Below are 19811 nucleotides of genomic sequence, written 5' to 3'. Positions count from 1 at the left end.
CATTAACAAAAAAGCGCCAATCGGCGCTTTTTTATATGGAAAGATTAACTTTCTATTTCTTCTTCGATTTCATCATCCGTAGTATCCATGCCCAGTTCTTTAAGCTTGCGCGTTAAAGTATTGCGACCCCAACCTAGAAGTTCTGCGGCATGACGTTTACGGCCACGGGTTTGTTGCAAGGCTGCATTAATTAAGGTGCGTTCAAACATCGGCGTTGCAACATCCAGAAGTTTCATTTCACCATTTTTGAGTTTCTGCATCGCCCATTGACCCAGCAATTCATCCCAGTGATGTGGTGCGATCTGGTTCAGCGTTGGAATTGGCGCGCCCGGATCCTGCTGATGAATTGGAATCTGTTTCAGCTCAGGTGGCAAGTCTTCCGGATAGACTTCACGACCTGTGATCATGACAGTCAACCAACGACAGGTATTTTCAAGTTGACGCACATTACCTTGCCATGGCAATTTCTGCATATATTCTTGGGTTTCAGGACGCAGAATCTTTGGATTGACCCCAAGTTCCTTCCCGGCACGTGCCAGAAAATGCTGTGCCAGCATTGGAATATCTTCACTGCGATGTGCCAGTTTTGGAATATGAATACGAATTACATTCAGGCGGTGATACAAGTCTTCACGGAAGCGACCATCATGAACCAGTTTTTCCAGATCCTGATGTGTTGCAGCCACGATACGTACATCGACCTTAACCGGAATATGACCGCCAACTCGGTAGAACTCTCCATCGGCTAGGACACGCAATAAACGGGTCTGGGTCTCAAATGGCATATCGCCAATTTCATCTAAAAACAGCGTGCCGCCATTTGCCTGTTCAAAACGACCCTGACGCTGAGTGTTAGCGCCGGTAAATGCACCTTTCTCATGGCCGAACAGTTCGGTTTCGATCAGGTCTTTTGGAATCGCCGCCATATTCAGTGCAATAAAAGGTTTTGAACTGCGTGGTGAATGACGATGCAGGGCATGTGCCACCAGTTCCTTACCTGTACCAGACTCACCATTAATCAATACGGTAATATGCGATTGTGATAAACGGCCAATGGCACGAAACACTTCCTGCATGGCAGGCGATTCACCAATAATTTCGGTAGATTGAATTGGTGGAGCCGCTTTTGCTGATTCTTGTTGCTGTAGCTTGGTGATATGTAAAATTGCACGATTTACCAGCGCCAGTGCTTCATCAATATCAAAAGGCTTAGGCAGATATTCAAAAGCACCAGTTTGATAGCTAGAAACAGCCGATTCTAAGTCTGAATGCGCCGTCATAATAATGACAGGTAGGTCAGGATAACTGTGTTTAACCTTGCCCAGGAAGGTAAGTCCATCAATACCCGGCATGCGGATATCGGTCAAAATCACATCGGGTGCTTCCAGACTCAGTTGGTCTAGTGCAGATTGTGCTTCTTCAAAACTGGTAACGTCCAGACCTTCCTCTTTAAAGGTCTTTTCCAGTACCCAGCGCATGGCGCGATCGTCATCAATCACCCATATTTTATTTCGCGACATGATTTGACTCCCAAGGTAAATATAAGCTAAAGACGGTTTTTCCAGCTACCGACTGACACTCGATCATGCCGTTGTGCTGATGAATAATATTTTGAGCAATACTGAGGCCCAGTCCGGTCCCTTTGGCACGGCTGGTGACCAGCGGATAAAACACCGATTCGATAATCTCTTCCGGCACACCTGGGCCATTGTCTTCAATATCAATCCGTACCACAGAGCGGTGAATCACCCCGTTAATAGTAAAAAGACGCTGGATCCGGGTTCTTAAAATCAGTTCCGGTTGATGTTCGACAAAGAATTCCTTGTTTTCGGTCATGGCCTGTACGGCATTGGCGCAAATATTCAAAATGACCTGAATCAATTGGTCACGGTCTGCCAGAACTTCCGGTAAGGACAAGTCGTAATCCCGGATAATCTTGATTTTCTTTTTGGTCTGGTTGGCAATCAGTGAACGTACACGTTCCAATGGTTCATGGACATTGACCAGTTCATAGCTTGGAAGCTGGCGTGAACCGAGCATGGTATCGGCCAGATTTCTCAGTCGATCGACTTCGCTAATGATAATGTCGGTAAATTCTTTGTATTGTGGATCATTCAAACTACGTGCCAGTAATTGAGTCGCGCCACGAATGCCACCCAAGGGATTCTTGATTTCATGCGCGACACCGCGAATCAGCTGACGCGCTACCTGATGCTGTTGCAGCAGATTTTCTTCACGAGAGATTTTTAACATGCGATCGCGAGGATTGAGTTCGATGAGCAGTAGCGGATGATAAGGTTTGCCCAGATTTAGCTGAGAAACAGTGTAGTCAACATGAATGTCTTTAAAGTTGACCAGAATAGTGGCTTCGCGGCGTGTATAAGGCTGTCCCGTAGTTAAAGTATTATTCAGGGCTTCTTCGGTATTAAACTCATCTGTCGGGTTTTGCAAAATATTGAGCACGGATGTGCCGCTCGCGCGGAATAAGCTCACATCAAATAAGGCTTCACAGGCAGAATTCAGATAATAAATATTAAGATCGCGGTCTATCAATAAGATACACGTGGTCATATTGTCCACTAAAGCACGATAGTCGATCGGAATAATTTGATCCATTCGCGGGTTTGTTCCTGTATTAAAATGGCGCAATGGCATCTTCATAAAGCAATTTAATCAATTTTAAGTTCTGATTTGATGCAAGATGCACGCCAACTTTTATGACGAGAGATTATTTATTGCGATGAAATGCAGAAATGTGACAGAGCAACACAATTCATCTTAGATATAGCGGATTAAATTGAGGCTGTAAATCTAAAATGATTCATTTTGGTGCATGAGTGGGTATGTTGAATATTTTATGGCAATATTTTAGTGCATGATGCAAAGAGTCAGGTTTTCAACTATTTTTATGATGCGAAAAGACATACAATACGCGCATTCTAGTAGAGCGAAAATTCATGAAGTCCCCCAAAGTCGGTTTTGTATCTTTAGGTTGTCCTAAGGCATTGGTAGATTCTGAACGTATTTTAACCCAGTTAAAGACTGAAGGTTATGACGTCGCTTCGGATTATGACGGTGCTGATTTAGTTGTAGTAAATACCTGTGGTTTCATTGAATCCGCAGTGCAAGAATCGCTAGATGCGATTGGTGAGGCGATGAGCGCGAATGGTCGCGTGATCGTAACAGGTTGTCTAGGTAAAGACGAAGACAAGATTCGCCAAATGCATCCCAATGTCCTGAAAGTGACAGGTGCAGCGGCATATAAAGAAGTTATGGATGCGGTTCATCAATACGTGCCTGAGCCGCCAAAACACAATCCATTTATTGATCTGGTTCCAGAACAAGGCATCCGCCTGACGCCAAAACATTATGCTTATCTGAAAATATCCGAAGGCTGCAACCATCGTTGTACTTTCTGTATTATTCCAAGCATGCGTGGCGATCTGGTTTCACGTCCAGTCGGTTCTGTGCTTGATGAAGCTGCAGCGCTGAAACGTGCCGGTGTAAAAGAAGTACTCGTCATCTCCCAGGATACTTCTGCTTATGGCCTGGACACGAAATACAAGCTGGATTTCTGGAATGGCCAGCCGGTTAAAACCAAATTCTATGACATGTGTGAAGCATTAGGTCAGTTGGGAATCTGGGTGCGTTTGCACTATGTTTACCCGTATCCGCATGTAGATGCAGTAATTGACCTGATGGCACAAGGCAAAATCCTGCCTTATCTGGATATTCCATTCCAGCACGCAAGTCCAAAAATTCTCAAACTAATGAAACGACCTGCGCACAGTGAAAATACACTGGAGCGTTTGAAAATCTGGCGTGAGAAATGTCCTGATCTGGTGTTGCGTTCAACATTTGTGGTGGGCTTCCCGGGTGAAACCGAAGAAGACTTCCAGATGTTACTGGACTGGTTGAAAGAAGCCCAGCTGGATCGTGTGGGATGTTTTACCTATTCGCCAGTTGAAGGTGCGACAGCAAATGATTTGCCAGATCACGTTCCTGAAGAAATTAAACAAGAGCGTTATGAGCGTTTCATGCAGGTTCAGCAAGAAATCTCGGCAGCCAAACTCCAAAAACGTATCGGTCAGACCATGACTGTGCTGGTAGATGACCTGGAAGACGAATTCCCGGTAGCGGTTGCGCGTTCTTATGCAGATGCACCTGAAATTGATGGCAATGTTTTTGTTGAAGATATCGATAAAAGCGTCATTAAGGCAGGGGATTTACTTGAAGTCGAGATTACCGATGCAGATGAATACGATCTGTACGCAAAACTCATTTCAATCAAGTCTGCTTAAGATTTTGAATTAAAAAAATTTAAATTGAATACTTTGGAGTTTGATGATGTTGGATTCTAAAAAGCCACGCTTTGGTCGCATCCTGTTAAAGCTTTCTGGTGAAGCGCTGGCAGGCAATAAAGACATGGGGATCGATGCACAAGTGCTCGATCAGATGTCACTTTCTATTGCGCACCTCGTGGGTTTAGGCGTACAAGTAGGTATTGTTGTGGGTGGTGGTAACCTGTATCGCGGTAGCCAGCTACAAAAAGATGGTCTAGTTGGTCGTGTAACTGGCGACCAGATGGGTATGCTAGCAACAGTCATGAACGGTTTGGCACTTCGCGACGCTTTGGTGCGCCGTAATATTAAAACCCGTTTAATGTCTGCATTGCCAATTGGTGCCGTGGTTGAGTCTTACTCAAGCCGTGATGCAATCCGTCACCTGACTCAGGGTGAAGTGTGTGTATTCGTGGCAGGTACAGGTAATCCGTTCTTTACGACAGATACAGCTGCCTGTTTACGTGGTATTGAAATCGAATCAGACTTGATCTTGAAAGCGACCAAAGTTGATGGCGTATATAACAAAGATCCAAGCAAATATGATGATGCGGTTAAATATGACACATTGACTTTTGACCAGGTTCTGGACGAAAAGCTGGGTGTAATGGACTTAACTGCAATCTGTTTATGTCGTGATCACAACGTGCCGCTACAAGTATTCGATATGAATAAATCTGGCGCATTGCTTTCCGTTGTGATGGGTGAAAAAGAAGGGACTCACGTTACCAATTAATGACGTGAGCACCAAAGCACTTTATACTACACGCTAATTTAGTAATAACCTCTTTTCAAGAATTAAGTAAGGAAGATCATATGATTAACGATCTTAAAAAAGACAGCGAAGACCGTATGAACAAAACTCTAGAATCTCTAGAGCATGGTTTTGCAAAAGTTCGTACCGGTCGTGCGCATCCATCAATTTTAAATAACGTGATGGTTTCTTACTATGGTTCAGACGTTCCATTAAACCAGGTGGCAAACGTAGGTGTTGAAGATTCACGTACTTTGTTAATCCAGCCTTTCGAACGTTCAATGGTTTCTGCAATTGATAAAGCGATTCGTGAATCTGATTTGGGTCTAAACCCAATTACAGCAGATGCGATTCGTGTACCGATGGCTGCGTTGACTGAAGAAACGCGTCGTGACATGCAAAAAGTTGCGCGTAATGAAGCAGAAAATGCCAAAGTAGCGATCCGTAACATTCGTCGTGATGTATTGGGCGATATCAAAGCTTTGTTGAAAGAAAAAGAAATTTCTGAAGATGAAGAGCGTCGTGCTGCTGACGAAATCCAGAAAATTACCGACAAATTTGTTGCTGAAGTTGACAAGCGCTTGGCTGCGAAAGAAGCTGAATTGATGAAGGTCTAATTCATCGATGACCGTTGCTGAAGAAAATCCCCGTCTTCCGAAACATGTTGCCATCATCATGGATGGCAACAATCGTTTTGCCAAAAAAAATCAGATGCAAAAAGGTGATGGACACCGTGAAGGAAAAACGGTTCTGGATCCGATTGTTGAACACTGTAAAAAAAGAAATATCCAGGCTTTAACTGTATTTGCCTTTTCAAGTGAAAACTGGAATCGTCCACAGTTTGAAGTTGAATTGCTCATGAAATTGCTGGTTGATACCATTCATGAACAATTGCCCCGCATGGAAAAATTCAATATTGCCTTACGCTTTATCGGTGATCGCAGCCGTTTGTCCCCAGAATTACAGGGACTTATGTTGCATGCCGAAGAAAGGACTGCTAATTTCAATAGTATGACACTCACTATTGCAATCAGTTATGGTGGTATGTGGGATATGGCACAAGCTGCACAGCGAATTGCCAGCGATGTTTTAACAAATAAATTAGATCTTGATGCAATTAATACTGATGTATTTGGTCAATATGTCAGCCTCGGTGATTTACCTGCAGTTGATCTGCTGATTCGTACGGGTGGAGATTTCCGTCTTTCGAATTTCCTGTTGTGGCAGGCAGCCTATGCAGAGCTTTATTTCACTGAGACGCTATGGCCAGAATTTACCGTTGAAGAACTTGATGATGCACTTGCCGTATTTGGTGGGCGTGAACGTCGTTTTGGTAAAACATCAGAACAGATTCATCAGGAAAAACTTGAGAATTAATACATGTTTGAGCGGATTATAACCGCATTGGTGTTGGTAGCAGTTGTACTGAGCTGTATGTTTGCTACCGAATCACATTATCCAATGTTTGTATTGATGGTTCTTGCTGCTGGGGTGGCCGGCTATGAGTGGTTCAAACTCATGCCGCGAAAATTTAAACATGTCATCAAACCTGTTGCTTGGGGATATGGAGTGCTCACTGCGGCACTTTCAGCTTTGGCATTGTATTTTGCCGAAGTTGCCTTATTGTTATGGGTAGCTTCTATAATTACCTGGTTGCTCAGTATTTACTGGGTTAAAACCTATCCTGAATATGATGGCTGGTACAACGCCAGCCTGCACGGAATCGGCGTAGTTCTGATCTCTGCTGCGGTTACTGCAATTTTCTCTGTCTGGCAAAGTTCACCGTGGTGGCTGATGTACCTGTTTTTACTGGTATGGGGCGCAGATAGTGGTGCATATTTTGTGGGTCGTAAATTTGGCAAGAAAAAGTTGGCGCCGAATGTTAGTCCTAATAAATCCGTAGAAGGGCTGTATGGCGGTATCGTTACTTCAATGCTGATCGTGACGGCAGTTGCCTTGCTTTATCTGGATATGACTTGGCCAGAACTGATTTTATTTCTGATTCTATCTGTCGTTACAGTATTTAGTTCGGTACTGGGTGACCTGTTTGAATCCATGATCAAACGTCGTGCCGGTATTAAGGATTCAGGTCGAATTTTGCCAGGACATGGCGGAGTACTGGATCGTATTGATTCTTTGCTTGCTGCAGCTCCAATCTTTGCAGCAGGTATGGCTGTTTTAAAACTTATTGGTGTAGATTTATAAATGTCACAAGCAGTTTGTATACTGGGTGCTACAGGTTCCATTGGTCAAAGTACTTTAAAAATCTTGCAGCGACATCCTGAAGCATACTCGGTTTTTGCTGTGACCGCGCAAAGTCGTATTGATGAGCTGGTCGAAATTTGCCAGCAATACCGTCCTAAAGTGGCGGTGGTACCGGCTGAAAAAGTAGATGAACTTTCAAAACTACTTCAGCAACATCATTTATCTGATATTGAAATTCTGCAAGATGAAGCCGGTTTAATTGCTGTGGCTGAACACGCTGATGTTGATATCGTCATGGCGGCAATCGTTGGTGCAGCAGGCTTGTTGTCGACACTGGCTGCAGTGAAAGCAGGTAAGCGAGTATTGCTGGCCAATAAAGAAGCCTTAGTGATGTCAGGTGACATCATGATGCAGGCAGCGCGCGATCATGGGGCATTACTGCTTCCCGTGGATTCCGAACACAATGCGATTTTCCAATGTCTGCCACAGCATTATTTTGAAGCAGAGCGTCATGGCAAGCCCAAACTGGGTGTGTCCCAGATTCTACTGACCGCTTCAGGTGGCCCATTTCTGAACCACAGTATGCAGCAACTTGAAGAGGTCACACCTGCCCAAGCTTGCAAGCATCCCAATTGGTCCATGGGTCAAAAAATTTCAGTTGATTCTGCTACCTTGATGAATAAAGGTTTAGAATTGATCGAAGCGTGTCATTTGTTTGCAGTTCAAGAACAATTTGTTACAGTTGTTGTGCATCCACAGAGTATTATTCACTCCATGGTTCAATACGTTGATGGTTCGACTTTGGCACAAATGGGTAATCCGGATATGGGCACGCCTATTGCACATGCATTGGCATGGCCTGAGCGTATTAGTACGCATGTGGCGCCACTGGATCTGTTTATGCATTCACAACTTAATTTTCAAGAACCGGATATGCTCCGTTTCCCTGCATTAAAATTGGCCCGTCAGGCCATGCAGAGTGGCGGAATTGCACCTGCGATTTTAAATGCGGCCAATGAAATTGCAGTTGCTGCATTTTTAAATCAACAGATCAGATTTACCCAAATTCCTCAGGTAGTTGAGCACGTCCTAAATCAGATGGACAATCAACCTGCACATGATCTGGAAGCTATCTTGCAAGCAGATCAAATGGCACGAGGTTTATCACAGCAATACGTTGTGAATAAAGGAAGTTAAGATATGAATGCCTTGTTTATGATTGCCGCTGCAATTCTCTTACTCGGTCCCTTAATTGCGATTCACGAGTTCGGTCACTATATTGTGGCGCGTAAACTGGGCGTTAAAGTATTGGTCTATTCGATTGGATTTGGGCCAACATTATTAAAATGGACCTCGAAAAAATCCGGAATTCAGTATCAATTGTCTGCCTTGCCTTTGGGTGGCTATGTCAAGATGCTGGATGAACGTGAAGGTAATGTTGCTGAAGAAGACTTACCCAAAGCTTTCAATCGTCAGCATCCGTGGAAACGGATTGCCATCGTGGCAGCGGGACCATTAATTAACCTGATTTTTGCAGTCCTTCTGTTCTGGGTGTTATTTTTACCAGCTCAAGAACAGCTGAATACCCGTGTGGGTAAAGTTTTACCAAATACGCCTGCTGCCACCGTACAAATGCAGCCGGGTGACAAAATTATAGCTGTGGATGGTACCCAGGTGGAAACTTGGGAAAAACTCAGTTATGCCTTGGTAGATCGTGTTGGTGAAACTGGCGTAGTTTCTATTCAGGCAGATCGCGCTGGTGAAAACAAACTGTTCCAGTTGCCGATTCAAAACTATTTAAAAGATCAAAGTCAATCGCCGCTAGAAAGCCTGGGGTTCTTGCCTTATCGGCCAGAAATTCCGGCAGTGATCAGCAAGCTGAGTGAAGATGGTGCAGCCATCCGTCAAGGTTTGAAAGAAGGCGACAAGATCCTGGCTATTGACGGCGTTCAGATGAAAGACTGGTTTGATGTGGTGCAGGTGGTACAGGCATCTCCAGAAAAATTACTCAAAATGGATGTTCTACGCGAAAATCAGGTGGTTCAGCTAGAAGTCATGCCGCAAGGCAAACGTGACAATATGGGCAATGTGACCGGTATGCTGGGCGTACAAAGCGATCCGGGTAAACTGAATATTCCTGCAGAATATAAACAGACCATTCATTACTCGCCAGGCGAAGCACTGGTGATGGCATTTGATAAAACAGCACATTTATCTTCGATGATTCTGAACTCGATTGTCAAAATGGTACGTGGCCTGATTGGCCTGGATAATTTATCAGGTCCAATTACCATTGCCAAAGTGGCAGGACAAAGCGCAGAAATGGGCTGGGAAACTTTTATTTCCTTTATGGCGCTAATGAGTGTAAGTTTAGGAATATTAAATCTACTGCCTATTCCAATGCTTGATGGCGGACATCTGGTTTACTATTTTGTTGAATTAATTCGTGGTAAACCTGTTTCCGAACAAATACAATTGGTTGGACTAAAAATTGGTATGGTACTGCTCGGCAGTATGATGCTTCTGGCATTATTTAATGATTTTATGCGTTTATAACAACGTAAATGGAATAAATTAACAGCGGAAAAGACTGGCATGCAGCACACACATTTATTTATGCCTCTGGCACTCGTTAGTGCAATGGCAGTAGCACAACAAGTATATGCAGCAGATGAATTCATTGTACAAGATATAAAATTTGATGGATTAGTACGTTTAACTCCTGACAATGTGTATGGCCTAGTGCCGATTAACAGTGGTGATCGGGTCAATGATCCAATCATTGCCAATGCAATTCGTAGCATGTATGCATCAGGCCTGTTTGATGACATTAAAGCCGTTCAGCAGGGCAATACCTTGGTTTTCCAAGTTGTTGAACGCCCGGTCATTTCGAAAATCGAATTGAAAGGCAATAAGCTGATTCCTAAGGAAGCACTTGAAGATGGCCTGAAAAAAATGGGTCTGGCTGAAGGTGAAGTGCTGAAAAAATCAGCGCTGCAAACCATTGAAACTGAACTTGAACAGCAATACATGCAGCAAGGTCGTTATGATGCCGATATTACGGTCACTACGACGCCTCGACCAAATAACCGTGTTGAATTGCTAATTGATTTTATTGAAGGTAAAGCGGCCAAAGTTTTCGATATCAATATTATCGGGAATACTGTATTTAAAGAATCTGATATCAAGCAGGCCTTTGCAGTAAAAGAAAGCGGTTGGAGTTCGGTTATTTCGCGTAATGACCGTTATGCACGTGAAAAGATGGCGGCAAGCCTGGAAGCTTTGCGTGCCATGTATCTCAATCGCGGCTATATCAACTTTAATATTACCAATTCCAGCCTGAACTTGAGTGAAGATAAAAAGAATGTCTTCATCGAAGTTTCTGTGGATGAGGGCGAGCAATTTAAATTTGGTCAAACCAAATACTTAGGTGATGCGCTTTATAAAACTGAAGAATTGCAGGCTTTACAAATCTTCAAAGAAGGTGAAATTTATTCGCAGGAAAAAGTTAACGCGGTTAAGCAGTTATTACAGCGTAAATATGGTAATGCTGGTTATTACTATGCAGAAGTCAACATTGTTCCTCAAATTAACAACGAAACCAAACTGGTTGATCTAAATTACTATATCAATCCAGGTCAGCAAGTTACGGTAAGACGTATTAATTTCACTGGTAATACTAAAACTGCAGATGAAGTATTACGTCGTGAAATGCGCCAAATGGAAGGTGCGCTTGCCAGTAATGAAAAAATTGACCTGTCTAAGGTCCGTCTGGAACGTACCGGGTTCTTTAAAACTGTCGATATCAAACCTGCACGTATTCCGGGTGCGCCAGATCAGGTGGACTTGAATGTTGCCGTTGAAGAGCAGCATTCAGGGACCAGTACTTTAGCAGTTGGTTTCTCGCAAAGCGGTGGTGTAACTTTCCAGGCAGGTTTAAGTCAGACCAACTTCCTGGGTACAGGTAATAGTGTTTCAATCGATTTGTCGCGTTCTGAAACTCAAGATTACTATAACTTGAGCGTGATGGACCCGTACTTCACCATTGATGGTGTGCGTCGCGGCTATAATATGTACTACCGTAAAACCAAGCTTGATGATGACTATAACGTCAATAACTATGTAACAGACAGTTTTGGAGGTGGGATTAACTTTGGTTATCCAATCGATGAAAACCAGAGTGTTAGTTTAGGATTGAATGTCGATCAGACTGAAGTAACAACTGGTTCTGGAGTATCTACTTATGTTCGTGATTATTTATTAGCGAATGGTGGTAAAGAGACAGGGCGAATAGATACTTATTGCCCACCAGAGTTCTGGAATGCGACCACAAGAGAGTGTAGTCAGCCTGCTCAATTCTTTGATGAATTTAAAGGTGATTTTTTAACATATAATCTGAATTTGGGTTGGTCGTATAATACTTTAAACCGTCCTATGTTCCCGACAACGGGTATGTCACATCGTGTGAATGCGGAAATTGCATTACCAGGTAGTGATGTCGAGTATCAGAAAGTCACTTATGATGCTCAAGCCTTTTTCCCATTAGGCAAAGATTTTGTCCTGCGTGGTTATGGTAAGTTGGGTTATGGTAATGACCTGCCATTCTATAAGAATTTCTATGCTGGTGGTTTCGGTTCAGTTCGTGGCTATGAAAATAGTACATTAGGTCCGAAATATGATGGTGTATTTTTTAGTGAAAGAGGTGAGCCTGACCCTTCACCTGAAGAGGTTGGTGGTAATGCTTTAGTGCAATTTGGTACTGAACTGGTACTTCCGGTGCCATTTAAAGGGGATTGGGCACGTCAGGTACGTCCAGTGATTTTTGCTGAAGGCGCACAAGTATTTGATACTAATTGTGATATACCAGCTTCAGGTAGCGATATTATTGTAGGTAGTACTACATATAATGCGCGCCAATACTGTAAAGATAACTTCGGTTTTGATGCAGATAATATGCGTTATAGCGTGGGTGCTGGTTTCACCTGGATCACCATGATTGGGCCATTGTCTCTCAGCTATGCTTATCCGTTGAATAAAAAAGACGGTGATGATACTAAAAACATCCAGTTCGAAATTGGACGTACTTTCTAAAATCGTTTTGACCTAGAAACTAAATTTTGCTCATAAAGCCTGCAGGTTTTGTGAGCAAATTTTTTTGAATGAGTAAGAATATGAAAAAAATGATTATGGCAATGAGCCTGGCTTTGGCAAGTGTTGCACCTTTAACTCAAGCGGCCAGTATGGGGGTAATTGACTTGGAGCGTGTGGTTGAAGGTAGTACTTATCTGAAACAACAAAACACGGCATTTCAGCAAAAAATTCAGCCACAAACCACCAAGATTGAGCAACTCAGCAAAGAGCTGGAAGCTTTGCAGCAACGTGCTCAATCCAATACTAAGCTCAGTGAGACTGAAAAACAGAAAATGTCTGCGCAATATCAGGCTAAGCTGCAAGAATTGAATCAGTTACAACAATCTGTACAGACTAATGTTCAAAGCTCGATTCAGCAGATCCGAATTGTATTTGATGCACGAGTAAAGCAAATTGCTGAACAATTGCGTAGAGAAAACAACTTGGATGTGGTTTTAAATAAAAATTCAGCACTTGCTTATGATGCTAAATATGATTTAACTGATAAAATGATTCAAAAGGTTAATGCAATTAAATAATCAATGAATCATCAACAGCTTCAGTTAGCTGATCTCGCTCGCCTGGTTCAGGGCGAGTGCATAGGTCAGACAGATTTGCGTTTGAGCGCTTTGGCCAGTCTTGAGCAAGCGACCTCACAAGATCTTGCATTTGTAAATGCCGATAAATATGTAGAGCAGGCCAATCAAAGTCAGGCAGGTGCTTTAATTGTCACGGCTGAACTAAAACAACAGATAACTTCACATCAAAACTTTATTGTTGTGGCAAATCCCTATCTGGCTTTTGCGATTCTGACACATGTATTTGAGAAAAAACATCGCCAGCGCGGCATTGAAAGTACTGCCCAAATTCACCCGTCGGCAGTGATTGCGGACGATGCTTATATTGGTCATTATGTGGTGATTGGTGAGCATTGTGTCGTGGGTGCGAATACGATTGTTCAGGCGCATGTGCAGATCGATGATGATGTCGAGATCGGTCAGGACTGTTTTATTGACTCACATGTGACCCTCACCGGCGCAGCAAAAATTGGTAATCGGGTGCGTATTCATGCCAATAGCGTGATTGGCAGCGAAGGGTTTGGTTTTGCGCCTTATCAAGGGAAATGGCACCGTATTGCGCAATTAGGTTCTGTACGCATTGAGGATGATGTACGTATTGGGTCAAATTGTAGCGTAGACCGTGGTGCACTGGATGATACGATTTTGCAACAGGGTGTGATCATTGATAATCTTGTGCAAATCGCGCATAACGTTAAAATTGGTGCACATACCGCCATTGCTGCAAAAACTGCCGTTGCAGGAAGTGTTTCAATTGGCAAAAACTGTATCATTGGTGGTGCCTCTGCGATTTCTGGACACTTAAATATTGCCGATAATGTGACGTTGACCGGAATGTCAATGGTGACAAATAATATTTCTGAAGCTGGAAAATATTCATCGGGGATTGGTCTGTTTGAAAACCAGAAATGGAAACGTACTGTGGTTCGCCTCAGACAATTAGCAGATGTGCCATTGACCCAGGTGATCAAACGACTAGATCATATGCAATCTCAGATTGAGTCCATTGAATCAACATTTAAGTTGCGTAAATAATTATGATGACAGAGTCGAATTTGCCTACATTCACGAAGCCTGAATTGCCAATGAATATTCAAAAGATTCGTGAATATTTGCCCCATCGCTATCCATTTTTATTGGTTGATCGCGTCGTCGAAATTACCGATAATGGCATTGTTGGTTATAAAAACGTCTCAATTAATGAAGAGTTTTTACAAGGCCATTTTCCGAATTATCCAATTATGCCGGGTGTACTGATTGTTGAAGCGCTGGCACAAATCTCTGGAATTCTGGGTTTTGTGATGAATAACGAAGTGCCAAGTGAGGGTTCTTTGTTCCTGTTTGCCGGTGCCGAAAAAGTTAGATTTAAAAAACAGGTGGTTGCAGGTGACCAATTGGTTTTAAAATCTGAATTAGTGATGCAAAAGCGGGGCATTTACAAATATAATTGTATTGCCACTGTAGATGGCGTCATCGCAACAACCGCGGAAATTATGGTTTCGCATCAAAAAGTCGAGCAGGCATGAGCAATAATCCCCTTATTCATCCAACTGCCATTATTGACCCGTCAGCAGTCATTGCTGCTGATGTAGAAATTGGCCCATATTGTATTATCGGGCCAAATGTCACTATTGGTGCGGGTAGCAAACTTCATTCACACGTGGTGGTGGGTGGCTATACGCGTATAGGTGAATATAATGAAATTTTCCAGTTCGCCAGTGTAGGCGAGGTGTGTCAGGATCTTAAGTATGCTGGTGAAGAAACGTGGCTTGAGATTGGCGATCACAACAAGATTCGTGAGCATTGCAGTCTGCATCGTGGTACGGTTCAGGACCAGAGCCTGACCAAGATCGGTAGTCATAACCTGCTCATGGTCAATACTCATATTGCACATGACTGTATGGTTGGAGATTATAATATCTTTGCCAATAACGTCGGTGTGGCTGGACATGTCCATGTCGGGGACTACGTCGTCATTGGCGGAAACTCGGGCATTCATCAGTTCTGTAAGATTGATTCTTATAGCATGATTGGTGGTGCATCACTGATTTTGAAAGATGTGCCGGCTTATGTGATGGTTTCAGGTAATCCTGCGCATGCATTTGCCATGAATATTGAAGGCATGCGTCGTAAAGGCTGGTCGAAGACCGTAATCAGCGGTTTACGTGATGCCTTTAAACTGATTTATAAATCAGGTTTAACGACTCAGGAAGCAATCGAGCAGATCCGTACAGGAATTTTGCCGGAAGTGGCTGAAGTACAGCGTCTCATTGATTCTCTTGAACAGTCGAAGCGCGGTATTGTGCGCTAAAAGTTTAAGATAATAAAAAAGACACCTTATTTAAGGTGTCTTTTTTATTTTGGGAACTTCTATTTTACTTAAGAAATTTAATTTCCTCAGCTTTCGGATAATTCTTCAATAGCTTTGTTTTGTATTGCGATGCAAGCGTAGTATTCTTTTCAACATCTTTGCTGATGTTATAAAGCTGATACAGGGCAGTGGAGGCTTTCGCAGAATTTGGGTAACGGTCAACGACAATCAGATAATTACGTTTCGCTTCAGTAAATTTTGGCGGGTCAATCGCCAGATTGAATTCCGCTAACCAGAAATAGGCATTGCTGATATAAACGCTATTCGGATTGTTTTTAATAAAGTTTTGCATCGGTGCAATGGCTTTGGCTGCACCGCCATTTTTATAAGCATCTAAAGCCACGGTATAAGCTGCTTTTTCCAGCTCAGCAGGTTGCTGTCCGCTGCTTGCTGTATTGACCTTATTTGCGTCTAGGCTGGGCGCAGTATCCTGTGGGTTTTCCTCCGCTACGGTGTCTTCGCTTGGTTCAATTTTTTGCTGTAACAGTTCCAGGCGCTGATCGAGATCGGCATAGCGATTGGTCAGTTCGCTTTTCAGTTGGGCAATTTCATTTTCCTGTTCTTCCATTTTGCCGCGCAAAATCCGTAGGTCATTCTCGAGTTGCTGGTTCTTTTGCATGATTTGCCAGCTAGTATTGGTTTGAACGGTTGGAGTTGCGCCCGCCGTAATTGCCGCTGGGGTATTTACTGCGGTCTGACTAGAAGCTTGGCTCAAGCCACGCGATTCAATCGGAATATTGGCAAATAGAGGCGTGGTAAAGAGTGCTGTCACTGCACACAATACGGTCTTTTTAAACATCATAAAATTTCCATAATTCTTTGTGAGATGCGGATCCGCTGCTCATCTTTTCAAAGTAGATCATTCATATACATTGCACACATTAAAAACGGCATTTTTAGAAAATGCAACAAGGTTTTACAAAGATCATGTGAATCTGAGTATTGATGGATTGATTATGAAGATCCCTTAAAAATCAGCAGAAATATCAATATTGTTTTTAAAATAATCAAACGGATAGCTTGAAGGATGATTTTAGGAAACAAGGCTTGCAACTTGATTAAAAATCTCTATACTCTGTTTTTGTAATGGTAGCCCTGCTGGTTACTTCGCAATTGTACTCTATGAACCCCGCCAGGACCGGAAGGTAGCAACGGTAATAGAACTATGATGTGCCGGAGCTTTGCTGGTAGGGTTGCCACCATATTCTTCTTATTATAATAACAATACAAATTCGCAGTTTTCTATTCTCAAATATCATTCCTTTTTCAATATCGTCAAATAGCATTATCTTATTGTTTTAATGATTAAATCATCATTATATTTTGCCGTGCTTTATTTTATTTTGCAGCTAATATTGGATAAATAACCAATATACTTATACGTGTATTAAGGCTTTCAAAGAAGATAAGAATTAATCTTCTGCTTTACGGTTAATCGCTTTGATAATCGCATCCATTTCAAAACCACGATACATTAGAAAACGGATCTGTTTGGCTTTGAGCTTCGGGTCTTTGGTAGCTTCAGTCCCATATTTTTTAACTTTAAGTTCATAGGCTTGTTGAACCCAGTCAGTTTCTTTAAGTTCTTCCGAAATAAGCGCGGCATCAATCTTTTTGCTCTTGAGTTTCATTTTAATTTGATTGGGACCTTTGCCTTTACGCTTTTGACTCGACAGCATGGTTTCCGCCAAGCGCTGATCACTTTGATAGTTCTCACGGGATAGCTCTTCAACCAGGTTAATAACTTCATCACGATGCTCTGCATAGAGGGCTAATTTCTCGATCAGTTCGGCTTTGGAATATTCCTTGCGCGTCAGTACGGCAAAGGCATAAGAACGTAAGCGTGAGCCTGTCAGTCCCAGTTTTTTCTCATCCTGAGTTGGGGTAGAGGAAAACAAACGCTCTTCGGGATCAAATTCAGGAGTGTCTTGCAGCGCTGTTTTTGCAGGTTGAGCTTGATCTTCAGCATCACCAAATTGCTGTTTTAAAGTTTCATAATCGAGCAGTTTGCTGAATTTCGCGTCTGACATGATTCTCTCGGATTTTACATTCCCTATATAATAACAAAACGCCCCGGAGGGCGCTGTGTATTGACGTTTAAAGATGATGCACCTAATAAGATCACGCATCTAAAAAGTCAGGTTCTTCCTTGCTATCGTCTTCTTCAACAACCACTGCTTTGGTGAGAAGCTGGTCGCGAATCAGCTTTTCAATCGTCTGAGCCATTTCTTTATGCTCTTCCAGATAACGGATGGTGTTGTTCTTACCTTGGCCAATTTTGTCGCCTTGATAAGAATACCACGCACCAGCTTTCTGCACGATTTCTTGCTGTACAGCAAGGTCGATCAATTCACCTAGATGGTTAACACCTTTGCCATAAAGAATCTGGAATAATGCTTCTTTAAACGGAGGCGCCATTTTGTTTTTCACGACTTTGACTTTAGTTTCAGAACCAACAATCTCGTCGCCTTCTTTCACTTGGCCAATACGACGGATGTCCAAGCGAACAGAGGCATAGAATTTCAGTGCATTACCACCAGTTGTGGTTTCAGGGCTGCCAAACATGACGCCAATCTTCATACGAATCTGGTTAATGAAGATCACCATACAGTTGGAACGCTTAGCATTACCAGTAATTTTACGCAGTGCCTGGCTCATCAAACGGGCTTGCAGACCCATATGCGAGTCACCCATTTCGCCTTCAATTTCGGCACGTGGTGTCAATGCAGCAACAGAGTCGACAACGATCATGTCGATCGCACCAGAGCGTACCAGCATGTCTGCGATTTCAAGTGCCTGTTCACCGTGGTCCGGTTGCGATACCAGTAGATTGTCGATATCTACACCCAGCTTGCGTGCATATTGAGGGTCAAGCGCGTGTTCGGCATCGATGAATGCACATGTACCGCCTGCTTTTTGACACTCTGCAATTGCTTGCAATGTCATTGTGGTTTTACCTGAAGATTCAGGACCATAGATCTCGACGATACGACCTTTAGGTAAACCACCAATACCGAGTGCAATATCCAGCGTTAAAGAGCCTGTAGACACAGCTTCAACTGCCTGAACGGTATTGTCACCAAGACGCATAACTGTATTTTTACCAAACTGTTTTTCAATCTGGCTTAAGGCAGCGTTGAGCGCCTTGTTTTTATTCTCATCCATCTTACAACCTCAATACGATGTCACTAAGTTAGTACTCAAGTGGATGTCTTAAATTAGAGCTTTGTTCCACAGGTGTATAGTGACAGAATTTTCCCTAGTGTTCTATAAAAGTCAGCGCATGTACGACATATTCTGACGCTTAAATTTAATCGTCATTATAGGACCATGACTGATCGAAATTCTGACTATTTTCATTTTTAAATCTACTGATATCACGACGATCTTTCTTGCTTGGACGATGGTCGGGACGAGCTAGATTATGCAACTTTCTTTGTGACGTAATCAATTCCCGGCGCGCAATACTGACTTCGGTTTCTTCATACAGTTTTTGTGCCACGGGTGCAGGTCCACGAACATCAGAAAGTTCCTTAACCAACACGGTTTTTTTGTCGATGCCTTGCTGAATCGTCAGTTCCATACCAACACGGACTTCGCGCGATACCTTGACACGTTCACCATTGTGATGGACTTTGCCACCTTCAATCGCATGTTTGGCAATCGAGCGGGTTTTAAAAAACCGTGCTGCCCACAGCCATTTGTCTATACGCATGCCTACCGCATCTTCGGGTAAAGACGATTTACGCATATTTTTTTTCTACCTCAGCCTGATTTAAATGAGTGATTAAATCTGTTAATTGGTGCAGCATCGGGTAATTACAAGTCTGGCGTGCTACTTTGGCTGAAGAGGGTTGCTGGATGCTGAACAGGTTCTGAATGCCATAGGCTTTGGCACCATTCAGAACTTTTTCGGTATCATCAATAAAATAAGCATGTGCAGGGTCAAATGGATGCAACGCATTCAGGCCTTGCCAGAATTCGATAAATTCTTTGGCATGCCCAATCGTTTCTGAACTGACAATCACATCGAAATAATCTCTTAAATTTAAGTGATCCAGTTTAAAGGCCAAGCCAGCACAGTCAGCATTGGTGGCCAGCCAGATCGGATAGCCATTATTTTTAAGATAATCGAGCAATTTGAGACAATGAGTGCGTAAAGCGACTTTATCTTTATGTTCAATTTGCATCGCCAGAACATCGACTTCGACTTTAGCCGTCCAGAAGCGTGAAGAGTACCAGTTTAAGGTATGATTATGTTCCTGATAGAATGCATAGAGTGTCGCCTGGCTGTGTTCCAGGCTACAGCCATGTGTGGCAGCATAACGCACAGGCAATAACTCGTTCCAGATGAAATCATCGTAGGCAAGATCAAGTAAAGTACCATCCATATCGAAAATTATGGTAGGTTTTTCAGAGCATTTTGACATATT

Annotated in this window: 19 protein-coding genes and 1 other RNA gene; 13 read left to right on the top strand and 7 right to left on the bottom strand. The window is 42.9% G+C overall.

Annotated features, from left to right (window positions below):
* Positions 1-44: 44 nt before the first annotated feature.
* Complete coding sequence (gene glnG / locus H0S56_RS08315) at positions 45-1520, bottom strand: nitrogen regulation protein NR(I) (RefSeq protein ID WP_004279889.1); 1476 nt, start codon at positions 1518-1520, stop codon at positions 45-47.
* A complete protein-coding gene (glnL, locus tag H0S56_RS08310) occupies positions 1507-2616 on the bottom strand; it encodes a nitrogen regulation protein NR(II) (protein WP_004646711.1) in 1110 nt (369 codons plus the stop codon). Before glnL ends, glnG begins: the two co-directional genes overlap by 14 nt.
* Before the next feature lie 341 nt (positions 2617-2957).
* Between glnL and rimO the strand changes: the two genes are divergently transcribed.
* The 12 genes from rimO (at position 2958) to lpxA (ending at position 15318) form a co-directional block, all read left to right on the top strand.
* Complete coding sequence (gene rimO / locus H0S56_RS08305; protein WP_005107200.1) at positions 2958-4301, top strand: 30S ribosomal protein S12 methylthiotransferase RimO; 1344 nt, start codon at positions 2958-2960, stop codon at positions 4299-4301.
* A 46-nt stretch (positions 4302-4347) separates the two neighbouring features.
* Positions 4348-5076, top strand: a complete 729-nt coding sequence (pyrH, locus tag H0S56_RS08300) for a UMP kinase (protein WP_004279886.1) — start codon at positions 4348-4350, stop codon at positions 5074-5076.
* Positions 5077-5156: 80 nt separating this feature from the next.
* Positions 5157-5711, top strand: coding sequence for a ribosome recycling factor (gene frr / locus H0S56_RS08295; protein ID WP_004279885.1), 555 nt, complete (start codon positions 5157-5159; stop codon positions 5709-5711).
* Between the two features lie 7 nt (positions 5712-5718).
* Complete coding sequence (gene uppS, locus H0S56_RS08290; protein WP_004646714.1) at positions 5719-6471, top strand: polyprenyl diphosphate synthase; 753 nt, start codon at positions 5719-5721, stop codon at positions 6469-6471.
* Positions 6472-6474: 3 nt separating this feature from the next.
* The gene (locus tag H0S56_RS08285) at positions 6475-7299 is read left to right on the top strand and encodes a phosphatidate cytidylyltransferase (RefSeq protein ID WP_004279883.1); all 825 of its coding nucleotides are present in this window, start codon (positions 6475-6477) and stop codon (positions 7297-7299) included.
* Positions 7300-8496 (top strand): 1-deoxy-D-xylulose-5-phosphate reductoisomerase, encoded by a 1197-nt coding sequence (gene ispC / locus H0S56_RS08280; RefSeq protein WP_195724820.1) that lies wholly within the window; start codon positions 7300-7302, stop codon positions 8494-8496.
* Positions 8497-8499: 3 nt separating this feature from the next.
* Entirely contained in the window at positions 8500-9855 is a 1356-nt protein-coding gene (gene rseP / locus H0S56_RS08275; RefSeq protein ID WP_195724819.1) for an RIP metalloprotease RseP, read from the top strand.
* 39 nt (positions 9856-9894) lie between these two features.
* Positions 9895-12390: an outer membrane protein assembly factor BamA gene (gene bamA / locus H0S56_RS08270; RefSeq protein WP_195724818.1), complete on the top strand. Its 2496-nt coding sequence runs from the start codon at positions 9895-9897 to the stop codon at positions 12388-12390.
* An 80-nt stretch (positions 12391-12470) separates the two neighbouring features.
* A complete protein-coding gene (locus tag H0S56_RS08265; RefSeq protein ID WP_195724817.1) occupies positions 12471-12968 on the top strand; it encodes an OmpH family outer membrane protein in 498 nt (165 codons plus the stop codon).
* A 3-nt stretch (positions 12969-12971) separates the two neighbouring features.
* Positions 12972-14042: a UDP-3-O-(3-hydroxymyristoyl)glucosamine N-acyltransferase gene (gene lpxD / locus H0S56_RS08260; protein ID WP_195724816.1), complete on the top strand. Its 1071-nt coding sequence runs from the start codon at positions 12972-12974 to the stop codon at positions 14040-14042.
* Between the two features lie 5 nt (positions 14043-14047).
* Positions 14048-14533 carry a 3-hydroxyacyl-ACP dehydratase FabZ gene (fabZ, locus tag H0S56_RS08255; protein WP_195726069.1) on the top strand — a complete coding sequence of 162 codons (486 nt, stop codon included), beginning with the start codon at positions 14048-14050 and terminating at the stop codon, positions 14531-14533.
* Entirely contained in the window at positions 14530-15318 is a 789-nt protein-coding gene (lpxA, locus tag H0S56_RS08250) for an acyl-ACP--UDP-N-acetylglucosamine O-acyltransferase (RefSeq protein ID WP_004279876.1), read from the top strand. Before fabZ ends, lpxA begins: the two co-directional genes overlap by 4 nt.
* A gap of 64 nt (positions 15319-15382) precedes the next feature.
* Here lpxA and H0S56_RS08245 read toward each other — a convergent pair whose 3' ends face one another.
* On the bottom strand, positions 15383-16180 hold the full coding sequence (locus tag H0S56_RS08245) for a tol-pal system YbgF family protein (protein WP_195724815.1): 798 nt from the start codon (positions 16178-16180) through the stop codon (positions 15383-15385).
* Positions 16181-16474: 294 nt separating this feature from the next.
* On the opposite strand from H0S56_RS08245, the gene ffs reads away from it, so the two are divergent.
* Positions 16475-16571, top strand: an RNA gene (ffs, locus tag H0S56_RS08240) — signal recognition particle sRNA small type.
* 219 nt (positions 16572-16790) lie between these two features.
* Here the strand turns inward: ffs and H0S56_RS08235 are convergent.
* The 4 genes from H0S56_RS08235 to H0S56_RS08220 form a co-directional block, all read right to left on the bottom strand.
* Positions 16791-17408 (bottom strand): regulatory protein RecX, encoded by a 618-nt coding sequence (locus H0S56_RS08235; RefSeq protein ID WP_195724814.1) that lies wholly within the window; start codon positions 17406-17408, stop codon positions 16791-16793.
* Between the two features lie 91 nt (positions 17409-17499).
* Complete coding sequence (gene recA / locus H0S56_RS08230; RefSeq protein ID WP_004279873.1) at positions 17500-18543, bottom strand: recombinase RecA; 1044 nt, start codon at positions 18541-18543, stop codon at positions 17500-17502.
* A gap of 145 nt (positions 18544-18688) precedes the next feature.
* Positions 18689-19129 (bottom strand): RNA-binding S4 domain-containing protein, encoded by a 441-nt coding sequence (locus H0S56_RS08225; protein WP_004646726.1) that lies wholly within the window; start codon positions 19127-19129, stop codon positions 18689-18691.
* Positions 19122-19808, bottom strand: coding sequence for an HAD-IA family hydrolase (locus H0S56_RS08220; RefSeq protein ID WP_195724813.1), 687 nt, complete (start codon positions 19806-19808; stop codon positions 19122-19124). The genes H0S56_RS08225 and H0S56_RS08220 overlap by 8 nt, the downstream gene beginning before the upstream one ends.
* Positions 19809-19811 lie beyond the last annotated feature (3 nt).

This window comes from Acinetobacter lwoffii, from assembly GCF_015602705.1.
GTDB classification, from domain to species: Bacteria; Pseudomonadota; Gammaproteobacteria; order Pseudomonadales; family Moraxellaceae; genus Acinetobacter; species Acinetobacter lwoffii_E.
This window is presented reverse-complemented; position numbering and strand designations above follow the sequence as displayed.